Genomic DNA, 19,367 nt, shown 5'->3' on the forward strand with positions numbered 1-19,367 from the left:
CGCACCAGTCGGATACTTGACATAACGACAACCCTATGGTTGAGCTTTAGGGTTTGCCCGAGCCGCGTGCCGACGGGACGGTCCGTCCCTGGCGCGCGGTTCGGTGCCGAGAATCCGAAAACGACAGGCTTTGGATCGAAGGAAGGCGAGAGCCCATGACGCCCCCGCACAACTACCTTGCAGTGATCAAGGTCGTCGGTATCGGCGGCGGCGGCGTGAACGCCGTCAACCGGATGATCGAACAGGGACTCAAGGGAGTCGAGTTCATCGCGGTCAATACCGACGCTCAGGCACTGCTGATGAGCGATGCCGACGTCAAACTCGACGTCGGCCGGGAACTCACCCGCGGGCTGGGCGCCGGGGCCGACCCGGAGGTGGGCCGCAAGGCCGCCGAGGACCACAAGGACGAGATCGAAGAGGTGCTCAAGGGCGCCGATATGGTCTTCGTGACCGCGGGCGAGGGCGGCGGCACCGGCACCGGCGGCGCGCCCGTCGTGGCCAGTATTGCGCGCAAACTCGGTGCGCTCACCATCGGCGTCGTCACCCGCCCGTTCTCCTTCGAGGGCAAGCGGCGCGGCAACCAGGCCGAGGTGGGCATCAATATGCTGCGCGAATCGTGCGACACGCTGATCGTCATCCCCAACGATCGGTTGCTGCAGCTCGGCGATGCGGCAGTAAGCCTGATGGACGCTTTCCGCTCCGCCGACGAAGTGCTGCTCAACGGTGTTCAGGGCATTACCGATCTGATCACCACCCCCGGTCTGATCAACGTCGACTTCGCCGATGTCAAAAGCGTGATGTCCGGCGCGGGTAGCGCGTTGATGGGCATCGGCTCCTCCAGAGGCGAGGGCCGCTCGGTGAAAGCGGCCGAGGCGGCGATCAACTCGCCGCTGCTGGAAGCATCGATGGACGGCGCGCACGGGGTACTGCTCTCGATCGCGGGCGGTTCCGATCTCGGCCTGTTCGAAATCAACGAGGCGGCCTCGCTGGTACAGGAAGCAGCTCATATCGAGGCGAATATCATCTTCGGCACCGTGATCGATGATTCGCTCGGAGATGAGGTGCGCGTCACAGTAATTGCCGCCGGTTTCGACGGCGGCGGCCCGGCGCGACGCACTTTCGACAGCGCAGCCGCCCGCGGTTCCCTCAGCTCGGGGCGCGCGAGCGAGCTCGGTCAGTCGCGGTCCGGTGAGCTCGGCCAGAGCCGTTCGAGCGAACTCGGCGCGAGCCGCACCGGCGAGACACCCGCCGCGCGGCCCACCGAGATCGGTTCCGCCGCAAGCACGGGCACCTCGACACGCGGTCCTGTACCCAGCTACCGCGACACCGAACGGACCCGGCCGCAAGCCGATCCGATCTCCTCGTACAGCAGCCGCAGCCAGTTCCAGTCGCAGGAACCCGGCGACGATGATGACGACGACGACGTCGACGTCCCATCGTTCATGCGCCGCTGAGCAGCCAGGGCTTACACCCGGCTGCGCCTACTAGGCTCGGTGTTATGACAATGGCACCGGTTCTCACCGTTCGGCGGGTTTTCACCACCCGGGCCGGCGGGTTCTCCGCCCCGCCCTACGACTCGTTCAATCTGGGCGACCACGTCGGCGACGACCCGGCGGCCGTGCAGCGTAATCGCGAACGGCTGGCCGAGACCATCGGCGTGGCGCCGCAGCGGCTGGTGTGGATGGAACAGATCCACGGGCGCACCGTCCACATCGTCGACGGGCCGCGGCCGGAACCGGTTCCCGCCACCGACGCGCTGGTCACCACGACGCCTGAACTGGCACTGGTGGTACTGACCGCCGACTGTGTACCGATACTGCTCTCCGACGACGCAGCCGGTGTGATCGCCGCCGTGCACGCCGGACGGGTCGGCGCCCGGATCGGCATCGTGCCGCGCGTGCTAGAGGCCATGATGTCGCTGGGCGCGCGCCCGGAGCGTATCGGTGCGCTGCTCGGCCCTGCCGCCAGCGGAAGACAGTACGAGGTGCCCGCCGAGATGCGCGCCGACGTCGAACGACACCTGCCCGGCAGCGCAACCACCACGGTGCGCGGTACACCGGGTCTGGACCTGCGGGCCGGAATCCGCCGTCAGCTCACCGAAGCCGGGGTCGGCGCGATCGCGATCGACCCCCGCTGCACCATCGAAGACACGGCTCTGTTCAGTCACCGCCGTGGTGCGCCGACCGGGCGGCTCGGCGGCGTCATCTGGATGCAGGCGGCGCGATGAACGATATCGATACCGGATACCGCACTACGCCGGCCGCGGACCGCGCCGCGGAGCTCGAAAGCAACCTCACCCGTTTACTGGCCCGTATCGATGCGGCGTGCGCGGCCGCGGGCCGGGACCCGGCGACGGTGCGGCTGCTTCCGGTGACGAAGTTCTTTCCCGCCGACGATATCGCGATCCTGTACCGGCTGGGCCGCCGCGAGTTCGGCGAATCCAGGCCGCAGGAAGCCGCGGCGAAAGTGGCGGCGTTACCGGGCCTCCTGGGTATCGGCTGGCATATGATCGGCCGTCTGCAACGCAACAAGGCCCGTCAGGTGGCGCGCTGGGCGCATACCGTGCACTCGGTGGACAGCATCCGCCTGGCCGATGCGCTGGACGCGGCGACGGTGGCCGCGCAAGACGCGGGCGAGCGGGATACCCCGCTGCGGGTGCTGATTCAGGTCAGCCTCGACGACGATCCGAGCCGCGGCGGTATTGCCTTCGGTGCGGTTTCCGAGCTGGCGGATCATCTGGCGCGCTCGCAAGCGCTGGTGCCTGCGGGTCTGATGGCCATCCCGCCGCTGGACGCCGACCCGGCCGCGGCGTTCGCCGGCTTGGCCGCCGCGCACGACCGGTTGCGTACCGAACATCCGGGTGCCGTCGAGCTCTCCGCGGGCATGTCGGATGATCTTGAAACGGCCATCGTACATGGGTCTACCTGTGTGCGTGTCGGTACGGCGGTGATGGGCACCCGACCGATAACCTCGAGGTAGCAAAAAACCTCATCAGTCACTTTTGACACATATGCTGGGACCGAGAGGGCTGAGCAAGACTTCAACACCCGGCCGTCACCGGGGCCGAAGGAAGGTCGACCAATGAGCACGCTGCACAAGTTCAAGGCGTACTTCGGCATGGTTCCGCTCGAGGATTACGAAGACGACTACGTCGACGACCACCGCACCCCTCGTGGCGTGGACGAGCGTGGCACGCGCAGGCCCCGTGACTACTCCTCCCGCGACTATCCCGCGCGGGACTACGCCGATCGGGCGGACTACGGCGTCGACCGCTACGCTGACGACCGTTACACCGACGATCGCTACGAGCCCCCGGAGTACCGTGAGCCCGGATACAAGCCGGCCTACCAGCCCGGCTACCCGGCCGCTCGCCGGGACGACTACCCGGGTGATGCCTACGCCGACGACCGTTACGAAGGTCCCCGGCGGCCCACCCGGATCGACTCGGCCGCTTCCAGTCGCATCAGGGCAGGCGGCGCATCCATGCTGCGCGGCGCTACCCGGGGTGCGCTGGCTGTCGATCCCGAGGCCGAGGAGCGGCGACTGGAGGAGCGGATGCGTCCCGACCCGGTCACCGCACGCCGTCCCGCGATCTTCGAGGACGGAGGTCCCTTGTCCAAGATCACGACGCTGCGCCCGCGCGATTACAGCGAGGCTGCGATCATCGGCGAACGCTTCCGTGAGGGCAACCCGGTGATCATGGATCTGGTCGATCTGAGCAATGCCGACGCCAAGCGGCTCGTCGACTTCGCCGCGGGGCTGGCATTCGCGTTGCGTGGCTCGTTCGACAAGGTAGCGACCAAAGTGTTCCTGCTCTCACCGGCTGATGTGGACGTTTCGGCCGAGGAGCGCCGCCGGATCGCAGAGACCGGGTTCTACAACCAGAAATAAGGATCGGGGCCGGGGGGTGACCAAGACGCGAACCGTATCGGTCGGCGCGGCCATTTTGCGCCGCGCCGATTTTGCGGCAGAGTGAGGTCGTGGCCTTGTTCGCGGTGCTGTACCTCGTGCTGTTCATCTTCTGGCTGTTGCTGATCAGCCGGGTGATCGTGGAGTTCATTCGAAGCTTCGCGCGTGACTGGCGTCCCAGCGGGCCCGTGGCCGTCGTCCTGGAGGTGATCTTCACGATCACCGACCCTCCGGTAAAGCTGTTGCGGCGGTTGATTCCACCGGTATCACTGGGCGGAATTCGGCTCGATCTGTCGATTATGGTCCTGCTATTCATCGTCTTCATCCTGATGTCGATTGTGGACAGGCTCGGGCAGCCGGTAGCTCCGGTGTGACAGAATGGGCCCAGTAGACAGCTCGCCAGATCTGCTAGATCTCCACATGACGCGCGAAGGGATCCTTCCATGCCGCTGACCCCAGCCGATGTGCACAACGTCGCGTTCAGCAAACCGCCGATCGGGAAGCGCGGCTACAACGAGGACGAGGTCGACGCCTTCCTGGATCTCGTGGAGCAGGAGCTTTCCCGTCTGATCGAGGAGAACGCAGACCTGCGCCAGCGGGTCGCCGAGCTCGACGCCGAGTTGGCCGACGCCAAGAAGAATCGTGGCCCGGTCGGCCCGAGTGCCGTGAAACAGCCGGTACAGCAGGCACCCCCACCGGAGCCGATCAAACCCCCGGCACCGACACCACCTGCGCCGATGCCCCCGGTGCCCGCCGTTCCGTCGTCACCGGACGCGAGCGCCGATGCGAATCTGCAGGCCGCCAAAGTGCTCAGCCTCGCCCAGGAGATGGCCGACCGGCTCACCAGCGATGCGAAATCGGAAGCCGAGAGTTTGCTGTCGAATGCCAGGGCCAATTCCGAGCGCCTGGTCGGTGACGCGCGGACCCGCTCGGAAGCGATGATCGCCGACGCCCGCCAGAAGTCGGATGCGATGCTGTCGGACGCGCAGACCCGCTCGGACACCCAGCTGCGCCAGGCCAAGGAGAAGGCCGACGCCCTGCAGGCCGATGCCGAACGCAAACACACCGAGATCATGGCCACCATCAACCAGCAGCGCAATGTGCTGGAGAGCCGGATCGAGCAACTCAAGACTTTCGAACGCGAATACCGGGTACGGTTGAAGTCCTATCTGGAATCGCAGCTCGAGGAGTTGGAGAACCGTGGTTCGGCTGTCCCGGTCGACAGCGGCGAGGCGTTCGACACCGGAGCGAATGCCGCACTCGCACCCTCGTTCGCCAAGGGCGGCAAGTAACCTGAGCAAATAGCCTGAGACCGGAGGCGTACACCGGCCACCTGGCATCCCCTGGGGGTCATCATGCTCGTCTTGACGCTGGTTTTTGCCGCGCTCGGCTTTGCGCTGCTCGTGGCGGCGCTGACCACCGGCTCCGTGATCTGGGCGTGGGGCTGCATCGTGGTGTGCGTGATAGGTGCTGTCCTGTTGCTGGTGAGTGCATTGTCGATACGCAGGCCGGATGACGAGATCCCGCAGCAGGGCAGGCACGCCAAGCGCTGACAATGGGTTTGACCGTTCTGGGTAGAATCAAACATGCATACGGCGATGATCCGGCTATCACCGGGGAGTCTTCGGAAGAACGGCGCGGCGCCGGGCGTGGCCGCGCTCAGTAGAACCGAACGGGTGAGCCCGTCACAGCTCGTAACGAGAGGTCCGTCGGCGGCTGGTCCTGACCGATGGGCAAGCGGGGTGGTACCGCGGTATCAGCGCACCGAGCGCTGAAATCGTCCCCGTGCCGGAATCCATCCGCGCCACGGCGCGCAGGCACGAGGAGGCGTATCCGCGATGGCGGACACCCCAAGCAGCAGCGCATACCCCCGCGTCCGTCTCGGCGCGGCCGGTGCATCCTTCCCCGAGCTGGAGCGCAGTGTGCTCGACGCTTGGGCTGCCGACGACACCTTCCGCGCCAGCATCGAGCACCGCAGCGCGTCCGCATCGGCCGCCGGCGAGTTCGTCTTCTACGATGGCCCGCCGTTTGCCAACGGTCTGCCGCATTATGGTCATTTACTCACCGGCTATGTGAAGGATCTGATTCCGCGTTTTCAGACGATGCGCGGTAAGCGGGTCGATCGCCGTTTCGGTTGGGACTGCCATGGTTTGCCCGCGGAAATCGAAGCGGAAAAGCAGCTCGGTATCACGGACAAATCACAGATCGATGCCATGGGACTCGCGGAATTCAACGCCGCGTGTAAAACGTCGGTGCTTCGGTATACCGGGGAATGGCGTGACTATGTGACCCGGCAGGCGCGGTGGGTCGACTTCGACAACGACTACAAGACGCTTGATCTCGACTTCATGGAGTCGGTGATGTGGGCGTTCAAGTCGCTCTACGACAAGGGCCTGATCTACCAAGGTTTCCGGGTACTGCCCTACAGCTGGTATGAGCAGACACCGCTGTCCAATCAGGAGACCCGGCTCGACGACGCGTACAAGATGCGTCAGGACCCGGCGGTCACTGTGGATATGGTGCTGCGGGTCCCGGCCGAGCATCCGCTGCACGAACTCGACGGCGCCAACGCGCTGATCTGGACCACCACGCCGTGGACGCTGCCGTCGAACCTCGCTGTGGCCGTGCATCCGGACGTGCGCTATGTGCACCTGCGTGGGGCCGACGGCAAACGCTACGTGCTGGCCGCCGAACGAGTCGCCCACTACGCGCGCGAGTTCGGGGAGGACCCGCAGGTGCTGGGCGAATACGATGGCGCGGCGCTGGTGGATCTGGACTACACCCCGCCGTTCGATTTCTTCCTCGGTCACCCGCGTGCGCATCGGGTGCTGTCGGCCGACTACGTCACCACCGACTCCGGTACCGGCATCGTGCACCTGGCACCCGCGTTCGGTGAGGAGGATATGGAGGTCGCCGGCGCCAACGGCATCGAACTGGTGCAGCCGCTGGACCCTGGCGGCAAGTTCACCTCGATGGTTCCCCCGTACGAGGGCCTGATGGTGTTCGACGCCAACCCGGTGATCATCTCCGACCTCAAGGCCGCGGGCAAGGTGCTGCGGCACGAGACCATCGAGCATTCCTACCCGCACAGCTGGCGGTCGGGACAACCGCTGATCTACATGGCGGTACCGTCCTGGTTCGTTGCGGTCACCCAGTTCCGTGACCGGATGGTCGAGCTGAACAAGCAGATCACCTGGGTGCCCGAACACATCCGCGACGGCCAGTTCGGCAAATGGCTGGAGGGCGCGCGCGACTGGAACATCAGCCGCAACCGCTACTGGGGCAGCCCGATCCCGGTGTGGGTCTCCGATGACCCGGCCTACCCACGGATCGATGTCTATGGTTCGCTCGATGAACTCGAACGTGACTTCGGGGTGCGCCCGCCCGACCTGCACCGGCCGATGATCGACGAGCTGACCCGGCCCAACCCGGACGACCCGACGGGTAAGTCGACCATGCGCCGGGTGCCGGAGGTGCTCGACTGCTGGTTCGAGTCCGGGTCCATGCCGTATGCCCAGGTGCACTACCCGTTCGAGAACAAGGACTGGTTCGACTCGCACTTCCCCGGCGATTTCATCGTCGAGTACAACGGCCAGACCCGAGGCTGGTTCTACACCCTGCACGTGCTCGCGACCGCCCTGTTCGACAGCAACGCCTTCAAAACCGTAGTCGCGCACGGGATCGTGCTCGGCGAAGACGGGCTGAAGATGAGCAAGTCCAAGGGCAACTACCCGGATGTGAACGAGGTGTTCGACCGAGACGGCTCGGATGCGATGCGCTGGTTCCTGATGAGTTCGCCGGTGCTGCGCGGCGGCAACCTCATCGTCACCGAACGCGGTATCCGCGAAGGGGTGGGTCATGCGTTGCGCCCGCTGTGGAACGCGTGGACGTTCCTGCAGCTCTACGCCGCACAACCCGGTGTGTGGCGCACCGATTCGCCGCATGTGCTCGATCGCTACATCCTGGCCAAGCTGGCGCAGACCAGGGAGACGATCACCGCTGCGCTGGAGGACTACGATATCGCCGGTGCCTGCGAGGAACTGCGCGCCTTCGCCGACGCACTGACCAATTGGTATGTGCGCCGGTCGCGTTCGCGGTTCTGGGACGAAGACCGTGATGCCGTGGACACCCTGCACACGGTACTCGAGGTGGTCACTCGGCTGGCCGCGCCACTGCTGCCGCTGATCACCGAGGTGATCTGGCGCGGCCTGACCGGCGGGCGTTCGGTGCATCTGGCCGATTGGCCAGCCGCCGACGAGCTGCCGCACGATGCGGAGCTGGTCGCGGCGATGGACGAAGCGCGGACGGTGTGCTCGACTGTGCTGAGCCTGCGCAAGGCGCAGAACCTGCGGGTGCGGCTACCGCTGGCCGAGGTCACCATTGCCGCAGGCGACGCCGAGCGGCTGCGCCCCTACGCCGACATCATCGCCGACGAGGTCAACGTCAAGAAGGTCGATCTGACCACCGATGTCGCCGCTCACGGCCGGTTCGAGCTGGTCGTCAACGCGCGCGCGGCAGGCCCCCGGCTCGGGAAGACCGTGCAGGCGGTGATCAAGGCGGTCAAGGCAGGAGAGTGGTCGGAGACCGCCGACGGTGTGGTCACCGCGGCCGGGGTGGAACTGCTGCCCGAGGAGTACACCCAGCGTCTGGTCGCTGCCGAACCCGAATCCACCGCGGCCCTGCCCGGCAATGCCGGCCTGGTCGTGCTGAATTCGGTGGTCACCGAGGAACTGGAGGCCGAGGGCTGGGCGCGCGATCTGATCCGCGATCTGCAGGAGACCCGCAAATCGCTCGGTCTCGATATCTCCGACCGCATCGCCGTAGTCCTGGACGTGCCCGCCGAGCGGCGGGCGTGGGCGCATGCGCACCGTGACCTGATCGCGGGCGAAATCCTGGCGACCGAGCTGGAATTCGGTGATCCGGGTGCGGACGCGGCCAAGGTCGTCGGTGGTGTTCGGGTCGCGGTGGCCAAGGCGGGCTGAACCGGGATGGTGAATCGCCCGATATGACCGGATACCCGGGCACGCTAGGCTGAGTTGCCATGGGCTCGAATGATCCTCATGAATGGTGGAAGTCGGCGCCGGAGGGTCAGCCGTCACCGCATCCGGCGGCATGGGGGACTCCGCCGGATGCGGTGACGCAGCGGGATGCACCAGCGCCCGGTCCCGGGTACGCCCAAAATCCGGTCCCGGGGGCTGGTTTTCCGCCTCAGCCTGTTTCCGGCGCCGGCTTCCCGCAGCAGCCGGTCTCCGGCGCCGGCTATCCGCACCCGCAGGTTCCCGGTGCAGGACATCAGCAGCAGCCGGTTTCGGGCCCGTGGGAAGTGCCGCCGCTGGAGCATGCGACGGGTTCCGGACCGGGGGGACCGAACAAGAGTTCGGGGCCGCTGATCGCCGCACTCGTCGTGGTGGTGGTGCTGGCGTTGGCAGGTGTTATCGGTCTCGTCGCCCTGCGCAGTTCCGGTGACGACAAGGCCACTGCAGCATCGGTGTCAGGGTCGGCAACGACATCGCAGGTCACGTCCACCACGGCTGTCCCGACGACCACCGCACCCGGCGGTCCCTCCTCGGCGGATCCGCAGTTGCGTGACGTGGCCCCGGTTTCGGTGCTCGGCCCGGTCTGGCAGGACTCGGACGACGTCTATGTGATGGCGTTTCAAGGTTGGCCCTTCGCCTTTCGCGCGGGCGGCAGTTGGGGGTGCATGCGCGGTTCGATCGAGGCGATTCCCGACGCGCAGGCCTGGTCGTGCATCGATGAGGGCAACCCGGCCGCGAAGCAGCGGGTCAACGTGATGCTCCGAGAATGCCCCGACGGCTGTGATGACGCTGTGCGGGACCGGTACGACGCCGAATGGCTGGACGAGCCGGAGCGCGCCACCATTTTCGACGACCGCACGGTGTATGTGGAGGATCTGTCCAATCAGCGCGGCCTGTACGGCGTCGACCTGAGCCGGTATGTGGCAGACCGTTCCGGTGGGGAGTTGAGGTGGCAGGTGGGGGTGTACGCGGAGTCGCCGCCGCACACCAAGGACACGGTGCTCAAGATCCTGAACGATATCGTCGGCCAGACTCAGTGACGCCGGTCGGTGACGTGCGGGCCTGACCGGTTGCTCTCTGTTCCCTGGAACACTGGCCCGACAGCAATAAGAGTGATGTAAATCACACGCTGGAAGTTTGCTGAAAAGATGGCAAGTGTCAGGGGTGCGCGGCACAATCAGCGGTGTTACTGCTGGGGCAGAAACGCTCTGCTGTTGTAGCAGTTGTCATCGGTACGGATGTTCTACCTGAAATACGTTGCGTTGGGCCGCACTATGCCCGGCGCACGTGCTGTGGTCTGCGGTATCGACTCCCACGACACGGTCGATGCTGCATGTTAGCCAGGCTGCCGGACGGCGGCCTGCAACCAGGCCTGCAGAAGGGTGAGCACGTGATCGCAACACGATTGCGCCGAGCAGCTTTCGGTGTTCTTCTCAGCGCGTTCGCCGTATCCACACTCGTTGCACCGGCATGGGCCGATACGGGCAGTGGGTCGGGTTCCGGATCCGGATCGGGCTCCGGTTCGGCGTCCGGTTCCGGGTCAGGGAGCTCCAGCGGATCGGCTGCGCTGCCACTGCCGAGCAGCACCGGGCTCGGTGCCTTGGCGGCCGCGTTCACCCAGCTCGGAAAACCCTACGAATGGGGCGGCATGGGGCCGAACTCGTGGGATTGCTCGGCGCTGGTGCAGTGGGCCTTCCGGCAGGTCGGCGTCCGGTTGCCGCGCACCACCTGGGAACAGGCCAAGGCGGGCACTCCCGTACCGCGATACGCGTTGTCGCCGGGGGATGTGGTGATATTGAACTCCGATGCCTCGCATGTCGGCATCTACGCCGGGTTCGGCGAGGTCTTCAACGCCTACGGGCGCGGTGTGCCGGTCGGGTTCACGCCGCTGGACGAGTTCACCATCTACAGCATCCGCCGCTTCTGAACGGCCCCGCTCAGTCGACCAGCTGGCGCAGCCGCGGGCCGTAATCGGGGTGGGCGAGCGCCGAAGCGAACTGCGCGACAAGATAATCGGCCGGGTTGCCGGTGTCGTACCAGCGTCCCTGGATGACCTGGCCGTACACCGCGTGATTCTCGGCGAATGCGTTGATCGCGTCGGTGAGGTACACCTCGCCGGTGCGGTGGGTGTACCAGCGCTCGGTCTGCACCCGCAGCTCCTCGATGATGCCGGGGGTGACAACGTAGCCGCCGATCGCGGCGTACGCCGATGGCGCATCCTCCGGTTTCGGCTTCTCCATCAGACCCGAAATGCGCAGCAGGCCGTTGTCGAGGTCCTCGTGCACCAGCGGGACGCCGTAGCGCTGCGATTCGCTGGGATCCATCGGCATCAGCGCCAGCACCGGGCAGCCGGTGGTTTCGTAGGCGGTGATGAGCTGCTGGGCGCGCGGCACCTCGGCGACGAACACATCGTCGGGCCACAGCACCAACATGGGCTCGTCGCCGAGCGCGCGAGCCGCGTTCAGCACCGGAGTGCCGTTACCGTACGGGCCGTGCTGGTCCAGATAGGTGATGTGGCCGAGGCGCGACAGCTCACCGACCTCCTCCACCGCGTCGGCGTAGGCGGTCTTCCCGTCGGAGCGCAGCTGCGCTACCAGCGCCGGATTGGGGCGGAAATGGTCCTGGATGAGCGATTTGCCGCCGCTGACCACGATGGTGATATCGGTGATCCCGGAAGCGACCAACTCACGCACGGTGTGCTCGATCACCGGCTTGTCGCCGACCGGAAGCATCTCCTTGGGGATGGCCTTGGTCAGCGGAAGCAGGCGGGAGCCGATACCGGCGGCGGGGATCACGGCCTTGCGGATCATCATTATCCGATCATCACATATCTGCCGCCGGGTCGACCGCCTGTCCCGGCGCGGCGGAAGTATCCACCCCGAGCGGTTCCCGGGATGGGGTGTCAGGGCAGATACGGGGCACGGTTGTCGCCGTAGCCGCGGTAACCGGTGGAAACCCTGGAGCAACCGGATAGCGACGAGTAGGCGCAGCGGTCCCGCGGACGGGGCGACGTGGTGGTACGGCTGCCGTGAGATGTCGGTGGGCGGGCGTAGATTCTGCGCTCGTGGACACCGATCCGGCGAGCTGCGTCCTGGCCCGACCGCAAGGAGACGGCCCCCAGGTGGGGCGATATGGGCATCGATGTCCGGGAGTCCCGCACCCGGTGGGCACCGGGTCGGGCGGCCGAGGGCGCGGGTACGGTTCCATGCCCGCCGGGACCGTTCGGGTCACCGCTGGGATGGATGCACACCGTACGGGGGGCCAACCGACTGCGGCGAGCGTGCACCGGGGCAGGAAACACCGGGCGACCCGATGGTGAGCGATCAGCATCCGGCCTCCGGCGCAGCCTGGGTCATCGGCGGGACGGAGCCGGAGTACGAAGAAACTTCCCGCCGCTGGGTGCTGCATATCGATATGGACGCGTTCTTCGCCTCCTGTGAGCAGCTGACCCGGCCGACGCTGCGGGGACGTCCTGTGCTCGTCGGTGGGACCGGTGGGCGGGGTGTCGTGGCGGGGGCGAGTTACGAGGCGCGGGTGTTCGGGGCGCGGTCGGCGATGCCGATGCATCAGGCGCGGCGGCTGGTCGGGATGTCCGCCGTGGTGGTGCCGCCGCGCGGGACGGTGTACGGGGAGTTGAGCACGCAGGTCTTCCAGACGTTGCGCGCCCGGATCCCGGTTCTGGAGACGCTGTCTTTCGACGAGGCGTTCGGCGAGCCCGCGGAGCTGGCTGGGGCGAGCACCGAGCGGGTCCGGGCATTCTGTGAGCAGCTGCGGGCGGACGTGCGCGCAAGCACCGGGCTCGTCGCGTCGGTCGGCGCAGGCACCGGGAAACAGCTCGCGAAAATCGCCTCCGGGCTGGCGAAACCGGACGGTGTGCGGGTCGTCTCGCCGGGCGAACAGCATGCGCTGCTGTCCGCCCTGCCGGTGCGCAAGCTCTGGGGGATCGGCCCGGTGGCCGAGAGCAGGTTGCGCTCACTCGGTATCGACACCGTCGGCGCGTTCGCCGCGCTGCCCGAAACCGAAGCGGTATCCATCCTCGGTGGCAGTATCGGCGCGGTACTGCACCGGCTGGCCCGCGGTATCGACGACCGGCCGGTCACCGAACGCGCCGAAGCCAAACAGATCAGCGCCGAGACCACCTATGAACACGATCTGGTGACGATGGCCCAGCTGCGCCCCGCCATCGAGCAGATGGCCGCGGCCGCGCACCGCCGCCTGAGCCGGGACGGCCGGGCCGCCCGCACGGTCGTGCTCAAACTCAAACGCTCCGATATGAGCATCGTGACCCGCTCCACCACTCTGCCGTACGCCACCGAGGACCTCGCGGCTCTCACCGCTGCCGCCCAACGCTGCGCCATGGACCCGGAACAGCTGGGGCCGATCCGACTGGTCGGCGTCGGTTATACAGGTTTGTCCACGGTGCGGCAGGAATCGCTGTTCCCCGAGTTGGCCATGGCAGGCCCAGCCGGTGGCGCGGGAGCCGATGATGAGAGTGCGTCCACCTTCCGGGACGACCTCGGTGACGCGGCGGACCGCACGGGTCGATCGGTGCGATCGCCGGACCGGGCAGCGGATACGCCCGAAGCCGGGGCACAACCCACAGCAGGCAGTGGTAGAGGCGGCGCCGCGAACTCTACGAATCGGACCGGCGGGCGCGCACCCGACCCGGTGCCGAGGGGAACAGCCGGAAATTCTGTCGCGGACACTGTTGCGCGCCATGGCGACGGCGGTGCCGGGTGGTCGATACGCAGCTCCGATAGCAGCCACCAGGAGCCGATCGCCGGGCAAGGCTCGAGTGACGGTGCGGCGGCGAGCGAGGTAGGTGAGCCGGGACAGGCGGCAGGTCGCGTCCAGGGACCTCGGGGCCGTGCATCGTTTGCGAGGGATGGTGAGGACATCGGTGGCAACGCCGCGGTTCCCGAGGACGTCGCAATCAGGCGTACCGGAAGGAACGATGGTCCGAACCTCGGAACATTCACACGGCCCGATGCCATGAGCGCTGGACGCGCCGCCGTCCGGGACGCGGGGGAAGCCGTGGGGCGGGGAGGAGAGCCCGCACAGGTGGACTGGCGGCCGGGTACCGACGTCCGGCACACCGAGTACGGGCACGGGTGGGTCCAGGGGGCCGGGTACGGGGTGGTGACGGTGCGGTTCGAGACCCGCTCGACAGGACCGGGTCCGGCGCGTACGTTCGCTGCCGACGATTCCGAACTGGCCCGGGCCGACCCGCTCGACAGCCTGCGCTGAAAGTCGCCGGGTAGCCTTGGTACCCCGTGCAGCGTCGCCGGTTTCGGTGGGGCTGCCGCAGTGCACGACACACCGACCCCTCGAACGCAAAGGACGAGCAGTTGAAGCTTCGCAAGACCGGACGTATCGCGATCGCCGGCCTGGCCGCCGTGGCCGCGCTGACCATGACCGCGTGTGGCAGCGATGACTCGGACTCCGACACCAAGTCCGACAAGTCGACCAGCCAGCAGGCGACCACGACCGCGAACGCTCAGGCCGAGCTGCCGCCGGTGCCGACACCTGCCGATCTGAACGCTCAGCTGCAGCGTGCGCTCGATCCGGCCGTGCCGAACGAGGAGAAGCTGGACATGGTGCAGGGCGCCGAGGCCGATCCCAATCTGCCCAGCCAGCTGTCGCAGGCCTACAAGCAGTCGGGCGCCACCATCGAGGTCACCGAGGTGAACTCCTTCGGCGACACCCTCAACGCCAAGGCCCGGTTCGTGATCGGCGACCAGGAGAACATCGTCGACGTGCCGTTCGTCGCCGAAGACGGCAAGTGGAAGGTCGAGCAGACCTGGGCGTGCGGCCTGCTGGCCCAGGCCCAGATGCAGTCGCCCGCCTGCGCCGCATCCTGACTCGCGTCATCGCCTGAGCGATAGGAAACGACCGGTGTCGGCCCCGGGCACCGGTCGTTTCGTCGTCCGCGCCGCGAGCTCCTGGCTCGTCGAGCACCTCCGTCCGCCTCGGTGCGCGGGGTTACGCCCCGAGGCGCCCCGCTAGTATCTGGCTCCGTGACTGACACGCTGGTGCGGGCAGGCGAGCGGCCCGGGGAGACAACCGAAGCCGACCCGACGCCCTCCGGCCGAGGCGGTTACGCCCGGCCGGTCGCGATCATCGCCGCACTCATCGGCGCGCTGTGTGCCCTCGCCGTCCCGTTCCTGCCGGTGCGTATGGAAGCGGCTACCGTCAGCTGGCCGCAGGACGCCGCTGACCGCAGTATCCAGGCCCCGCTGTTGTCCTACGCGCCCATCGGCTTGACCGCCGAGATCCCCTGCTCCGCGGTCTCGCAGCTGGCCGTATCCGGCGGGGTCGTGGTCTCGACCATCCCACACCAGTCGGCGGATATGGAGCGCTACGGCTTCGTCGTCAAGGTCGTCGCCGATACTCCGGAACGCCCGGGGCGAGTCGACGTCGTTTCACGAAACACGCTGCTGTGGTCGGCGCCGTTGGGCGAGGTCCGTGGCCAGGACTGCGCGCTGGCGATCGACGTCTCCGCGGCGGAGACCATGGTATCGGTGACCGGCGCCGGACCCGCCGGTGCCGTCGTCGAGCGTGATATGCGCCCGCAGGTGGTCGGTGTGTTCAGCGATCTGTCCGGCGCCGCGCCCAACGGTATGCGCGTCGATGTGCAGGTCGACTCACGCTTCTCCACATCACCCACCCCGCTCAAACTCGCCGTCATGGCGGTGTGCGTGCTGGCCACCCTGGTGTCGCTGGTGGCGTTGCATCGGCTGGACCGCACCGACGGGCGTTCCTCCCGGCGGTTCCTGCCGTCGCGCTGGTGGCGGCTGAAGCCGGTCGACTGGGTGGTCTTCGCGACGCTGCTGGTATGGCATTTCATCGGCGCAAACACTTCCGACGACGGCTACATCCTCGGCATGGCGCGAGGCGCCCAGAGTTCGGGCTACATGTCGAACTACTATCGCTGGTTCTCCGTCGATGAAGCGCCGTTCTACACGCCCTACACCGATGTGCTCGGCTGGATGACGAATGTGTCGACCGCCAGTCCGTGGGTGCGGCTGCCGGTGTTGTTGTCCGCGCTGGTCTGCTGGTGGGTGATCAGCCGAGAGGTGCTGCCGCGGCTCGGTGCCGCAGTCCGCGGCAGCAAGCTCGCGGTATGGACCGCCGCACTGGTGTTCCTGGCGTTCTGGCTGCCCTACAACAACGGCCTGCGTGCGGAATTCGTCGTGGCGACCGGCGTGATCCTCACCTGGGTCTCGGTCGAGCGGGCCATCGCCACCCGGCGGTTGCTGCCCGCTGCGCTGGCGATCCTCATTGCCGCGATGACGTTGACAGCCGCGCCGTCCGGGGTGATCTGTGTCGCCGCGCTGATCGCGGGTGCGCGCGCTGTGACCGCCGTTATCGTGCGCCGCGCCGCGACCATCGGATACCTGGCGCAGTTGCTGCCGTTGCTGGCCGTGGGCGTCGTGGTGCTGGTCGTCGTCTTCGCCGACCGGACGTTCGCTGCGTTCACCGAAATGTTGTACGTACACGACCGGATCGGTCCCGGCGAATCCTGGTTCTTCGAATACCTGCGCTACCAGTACTTGATCCAGCCCAGCGGTGACGGCTGGTTGACCCGGCGCTTCGGTGTATTCCTCATGTTCCTGTGCCTGCTGGTCTGCGTGGTCACCATGCTGCGCCGGGGCGGGCACCTCCCCGGCACGACGGCCGGGCCGTCGCGGCGCATCATCGGCATCACCTTCGGTGCCATGGTGCTGATGATGTTCGCGCCCACGAAGTGGAACCACCAGTTCGGCGTGTTCGCCGGCTTGGCTACCTGTGTCGCGGCGCTGACCGCTGTCGCGGTGAGCGCGCAGGTCATGCGGCCGGTGCGCAACCGGGCGCTGTTCGCGGCCGCGGTGTTCTTCACTCTGGCCATGAGTTTCGTCGCCGCCAACGGCTACTGGTACGTGTCGTCGTGGGGCATCCCCTGGTGGGACAAGCCGCCGTCGGTCGCGGGCTTCGGGTTCTCGACGTTCCTGGTCGGGCTGACGGTGCTGGCGCTGGCCGTGGCGGCCTGGTTCCACATCCGGCCCGGTACCGAGCCGCTACGGGACTCGGTGGCCGGACGTTTCGCCCGGATACCGGTGCTGGTGATCGTCGCGGCCGCGATGGTGGTGTTCGAGGTGGCGTCGTTCGCCAAGGCCGCGGTCGCCCAGTATCCGGCGTACTCGCTGGCGAAATCGAATCTGGCCGCGACCTTCTCCGGCGGCTGCGGGCTCGCCGACGATGTGCTCGTCGAGCCGAATCCGAACGCCTCCATGCTGCGCCCGCTGTCCAGCGATACCGCTGCCGCGCTGGCAGGTACCGAATCGGCCGGTTTCACACCGAACGGCGTCGCTCCGGTGCTGGTCTCCGAGGAGGTCGAAACCAGCACCGGCCGGGCCAATACCGTGTCCAACGATCCCGACGAGATCCGCGATGCCGCGAAGTCGGCGGGCTCGGTCTCCGACACCTCGCACGGTAGCGGTGTGAACGGCAGCAGCGTCCCGTTGCCGTTCGGACTCGACCCGGCGAACACTCCGGTGCTGGGCACCTACAGCCCGGCCGAGCAGGTTCCGGCCGCGCTGACCACCGGCTGGTACCAGCTACCCGGTATGGTCGACGGCAGCCGCGGCGACATTGTCGCTATCGCGGTCGCGGGCCGGATTCGTTCCGTCGACGCCGACGGGGTCGAACGCCCGGGCCAGCGGCTCGAGCTCGAGTACGGCACCGCCCAGCCCGACGGCAGCGTCGTGCCGCGGGGTCGTATCCTCCCGCTGGATATCGGCCCCGCACCGGTCTGGCGCAATCTACGGGTGCCGCTGGACCAGTTGCCCGGTGACGCCGATGTGGTGCGCCTGGTCGCCGAGGACAAAGATCTCGGTATCGACCAGTGGCTCGCCGTCACCCCGCCGCGGGTACCGCAGACGGTGACGCTGAACGAGCTGGTGGGCTCACAGACACCAGTGCTGCTGGATTGGTCGGTCGGCCTGAACTTCCCATGCCAGAACCACCTGCCCACCCGCTACGGGGTTTCCGAACTGCCGCAATACCGGATCCTGCCCGACCGAGGCGGCGCGGCCATCACCACGATGTGGCAAGCCCACGACGGCGGCGGCCCCCTCGGCTGGATTCAGTTGCTGTTCACCGCACGCACCCTGCCCGCCTATTTGGATCAGGACTGGGATCGCGACTGGGGTTCGATCGAGCAGTACATCCCGCTCGACCCGGACGCCGAGCCTGCGCGAGTCGCGGTCGAAGAGATGCGGCGCTCGGGCACTTGGTCGCCGGGTCACATCATCACCTCGTACTGAGTGCGGCCGCGGCGGGTGCGCGGCAGGGGATGATCTTGGCGACCGGACGATTGTCTTTCAGGATCTCGATTTCTTCGCCCGCCTCGACTCGGCGCAGTACCTCGGCTGTGTGGTTGCGTAAATCGCGGGCAGGAAGTGCGGCCATGCTACAACCGTAGCTTTTTGCTACGACTGTAGCTGTGGGCTGGGCTCCGAGTCACGGGCGCTACCGTCTACCCGTGTGCGGGCGCGGCGCGCGAGCAGGGCGTGGGCGGTGAAGACGACGAGCGCGGCCCAGATGAGGGCGAAACCGATCCAACGGGAGGCGGGCATCGGTTCGTGGGCGATGGCCACACCCCAGAACAGCTGCATTGCGGGGGTGAGATATTGCAGGATGCCCATGGTCGACAGTGGGACGCGGTGCGCGGCGACGGCGAACAACAGCAGCGGGACCAGGGTGACCGGCCCGGTGGCGATCATCAGGGCGGTGTGGGCAGCTCCCTCGCCGAATGTGGCGGTTCCGGAGGCGGCGAGCCAGATCGCGAAGGCCAGCGCGGCGGGCGCGGCGACCACGCCTTCCGCGGCGATACTGCGCAGCGCGTCCAGCGGGATCACCTTCTTCACCAGACCGTAGGTGGCGAAGGAGCAGGCCAGGATGAGCGCGATATACGGCGGGCTTCCGTAGTCGACCGTCAGCACGAGCACGGCCGCCGCACCGAGTCCCAGCGCCGCCCACTGCGCCTTCGCCAGCCGCTCCCGGAAGATCACCACGCCGAACGCGACCGTCACCAGCGGGTTGATGAAATAGCCGAGCGCGCACTGCACCACCTGCCCCGAGGTGACCCCGTACACGTACACACCCCAGTTCACGGCGATCGCGGCCGACGCCACCGCCGCGTAACCCCAGGTTTTGCGTGAGATCCGCGCCATATCCGGCAGCCGCCGGGTCACGGCGAGCACGATCAGCACCACGACCAGTGTCCACAGGATCCGCTGCGCCAGCACCTCGGTGGCGGGTGCGAACGCGAGCAACCCGAAGAATGCGGGGAACAAACCCCAGCTCGCGTATGCTCCGACGCCGAAAGTCACCCCGGGTACCGAACCGCTTCGCCGCATTCGTCCGACGGTACTTCTCGCC

General features: G+C 67.2%; 14 protein-coding genes and 3 pseudogenes. 14 read left to right on the forward strand and 3 right to left on the reverse strand.

Going from position 1 to position 19,367, the window contains the following annotated elements; genetic code table 11:
• Window positions 1-155: 155 nt before the first annotated feature.
• From ftsZ to B0T44_RS19250, 10 genes are all read left to right on the forward strand, one after another.
• Window positions 156-1,454 (forward strand): cell division protein FtsZ, encoded by a 1,299-nt coding sequence (ftsZ, locus tag B0T44_RS19205; RefSeq protein ID WP_077121526.1) that lies wholly within the window; start codon window positions 156-158, stop codon window positions 1,452-1,454.
• 44 nt (window positions 1,455-1,498) lie between these two features.
• Window positions 1,499-2,227, forward strand: coding sequence for a peptidoglycan editing factor PgeF (gene pgeF, locus B0T44_RS19210; protein WP_175648146.1), 729 nt, complete (start codon window positions 1,499-1,501; stop codon window positions 2,225-2,227).
• Window positions 2,224-2,979, forward strand: a complete 756-nt coding sequence (locus B0T44_RS19215; protein ID WP_077121530.1) for a YggS family pyridoxal phosphate-dependent enzyme — start codon at window positions 2,224-2,226, stop codon at window positions 2,977-2,979. Before pgeF ends, B0T44_RS19215 begins: the two co-directional genes overlap by 4 nt.
• Before the next feature lie 102 nt (window positions 2,980-3,081).
• The gene (locus B0T44_RS19220) at window positions 3,082-3,891 is read left to right on the forward strand and encodes a cell division protein SepF (protein WP_077121532.1); all 810 of its coding nucleotides are present in this window, start codon (window positions 3,082-3,084) and stop codon (window positions 3,889-3,891) included.
• An 89-nt stretch (window positions 3,892-3,980) separates the two neighbouring features.
• On the forward strand, window positions 3,981-4,283 hold the full coding sequence (locus tag B0T44_RS19225; protein ID WP_077121534.1) for a YggT family protein: 303 nt from the start codon (window positions 3,981-3,983) through the stop codon (window positions 4,281-4,283).
• A gap of 69 nt (window positions 4,284-4,352) precedes the next feature.
• Window positions 4,353-5,201 carry a DivIVA-like cell division protein Wag31 gene (gene wag31, locus B0T44_RS19230; protein WP_077121536.1) on the forward strand — a complete coding sequence of 283 codons (849 nt, stop codon included), beginning with the start codon at window positions 4,353-4,355 and terminating at the stop codon, window positions 5,199-5,201.
• A gap of 63 nt (window positions 5,202-5,264) precedes the next feature.
• A complete protein-coding gene (locus B0T44_RS19235) occupies window positions 5,265-5,462 on the forward strand; it encodes a hypothetical protein (protein ID WP_077121538.1) in 198 nt (65 codons plus the stop codon).
• A gap of 285 nt (window positions 5,463-5,747) precedes the next feature.
• Window positions 5,748-8,891 (forward strand): isoleucine--tRNA ligase, encoded by a 3,144-nt coding sequence (ileS, locus tag B0T44_RS19240; RefSeq protein WP_077121540.1) that lies wholly within the window; start codon window positions 5,748-5,750, stop codon window positions 8,889-8,891.
• A gap of 59 nt (window positions 8,892-8,950) precedes the next feature.
• A complete protein-coding gene (locus B0T44_RS19245) occupies window positions 8,951-9,985 on the forward strand; it encodes a hypothetical protein (RefSeq protein ID WP_139348019.1) in 1,035 nt (344 codons plus the stop codon).
• Between the two features lie 365 nt (window positions 9,986-10,350).
• Window positions 10,351-10,872 (forward strand): NlpC/P60 family protein, encoded by a 522-nt coding sequence (locus tag B0T44_RS19250; protein WP_438269032.1) that lies wholly within the window; start codon window positions 10,351-10,353, stop codon window positions 10,870-10,872.
• Between the two features lie 10 nt (window positions 10,873-10,882).
• On the opposite strand, the gene B0T44_RS19255 is transcribed toward B0T44_RS19250, so the two are convergent.
• On the reverse strand, window positions 10,883-11,758 hold the full coding sequence (locus B0T44_RS19255) for a UTP--glucose-1-phosphate uridylyltransferase (protein WP_077121544.1): 876 nt from the start codon (window positions 11,756-11,758) through the stop codon (window positions 10,883-10,885).
• Between the two features lie 601 nt (window positions 11,759-12,359).
• Here B0T44_RS19255 and B0T44_RS28595 point away from each other — a divergent pair.
• The 4 genes and pseudogenes from B0T44_RS28595 to B0T44_RS19270 all read left to right on the forward strand — a co-directional run.
• Window positions 12,360-13,607: pseudogene (locus B0T44_RS28595) on the forward strand (DNA polymerase IV); the annotation flags it as partial.
• Window positions 13,608-14,006: 399 nt separating this feature from the next.
• Window positions 14,007-14,192, forward strand: a pseudogene (locus B0T44_RS28600) (DNA polymerase IV); the annotation flags it as partial.
• 26 nt (window positions 14,193-14,218) lie between these two features.
• Window positions 14,219-14,806 carry a WKL family lipoprotein gene (locus B0T44_RS19265; protein WP_483869948.1) on the forward strand — a complete coding sequence of 196 codons (588 nt, stop codon included), beginning with the start codon at window positions 14,219-14,221 and terminating at the stop codon, window positions 14,804-14,806.
• A gap of 156 nt (window positions 14,807-14,962) precedes the next feature.
• The gene (locus B0T44_RS19270) at window positions 14,963-18,250 is read left to right on the forward strand and encodes an arabinosyltransferase domain-containing protein (RefSeq protein WP_245839690.1); all 3,288 of its coding nucleotides are present in this window, start codon (window positions 14,963-14,965) and stop codon (window positions 18,248-18,250) included.
• Window positions 18,251-18,269: 19 nt separating this feature from the next.
• Here the strand turns inward: B0T44_RS19270 and B0T44_RS19275 are convergent.
• Both B0T44_RS19275 and rarD read right to left on the reverse strand, forming a co-directional pair.
• Window positions 18,270-18,395 (reverse strand): annotated as a pseudogene (locus B0T44_RS19275) (type II toxin-antitoxin system Phd/YefM family antitoxin); the annotation flags it as partial.
• 20 nt (window positions 18,396-18,415) lie between these two features.
• A complete protein-coding gene (gene rarD / locus B0T44_RS19280) occupies window positions 18,416-19,345 on the reverse strand; it encodes an EamA family transporter RarD (RefSeq protein ID WP_077121548.1) in 930 nt (309 codons plus the stop codon).
• Window positions 19,346-19,367: the final 22 nt, after the last annotated feature.

Source organism: Nocardia donostiensis, from assembly GCF_002081715.1.
GTDB lineage: Bacteria > Actinomycetota > Actinomycetes > Mycobacteriales > Mycobacteriaceae > Nocardia > Nocardia donostiensis.

Coding starts and splice junctions, on each gene's coding strand:
- ftsZ (WP_077121526.1), top strand. CDS start 156: ATGACGCCCCCGCACAACTACCTTGCAGTGATCAAGGTCGTCGGTATC.
- pgeF (WP_175648146.1), top strand. CDS start 1,499: ATGACAATGGCACCGGTTCTCACCGTTCGGCGGGTTTTCACCACCCGG.
- ileS (WP_077121540.1), top strand. CDS start 5,748: ATGGCGGACACCCCAAGCAGCAGCGCATACCCCCGCGTCCGTCTCGGC.
- B0T44_RS19215 (WP_077121530.1), top strand. CDS start 2,224: ATGAACGATATCGATACCGGATACCGCACTACGCCGGCCGCGGACCGC.
- B0T44_RS19220 (WP_077121532.1), top strand. CDS start 3,082: ATGAGCACGCTGCACAAGTTCAAGGCGTACTTCGGCATGGTTCCGCTC.
- B0T44_RS19235 (WP_077121538.1), top strand. CDS start 5,265: ATGCTCGTCTTGACGCTGGTTTTTGCCGCGCTCGGCTTTGCGCTGCTC.
- B0T44_RS19255 (WP_077121544.1), bottom strand. CDS start 11,758: ATGATGATCCGCAAGGCCGTGATCCCCGCCGCCGGTATCGGCTCCCGC.
- wag31 (WP_077121536.1), top strand. CDS start 4,353: ATGCCGCTGACCCCAGCCGATGTGCACAACGTCGCGTTCAGCAAACCG.
- rarD (WP_077121548.1), bottom strand. CDS start 19,345: ATGCGGCGAAGCGGTTCGGTACCCGGGGTGACTTTCGGCGTCGGAGCA.
- B0T44_RS19245 (WP_139348019.1), top strand. CDS start 8,951: ATGGGCTCGAATGATCCTCATGAATGGTGGAAGTCGGCGCCGGAGGGT.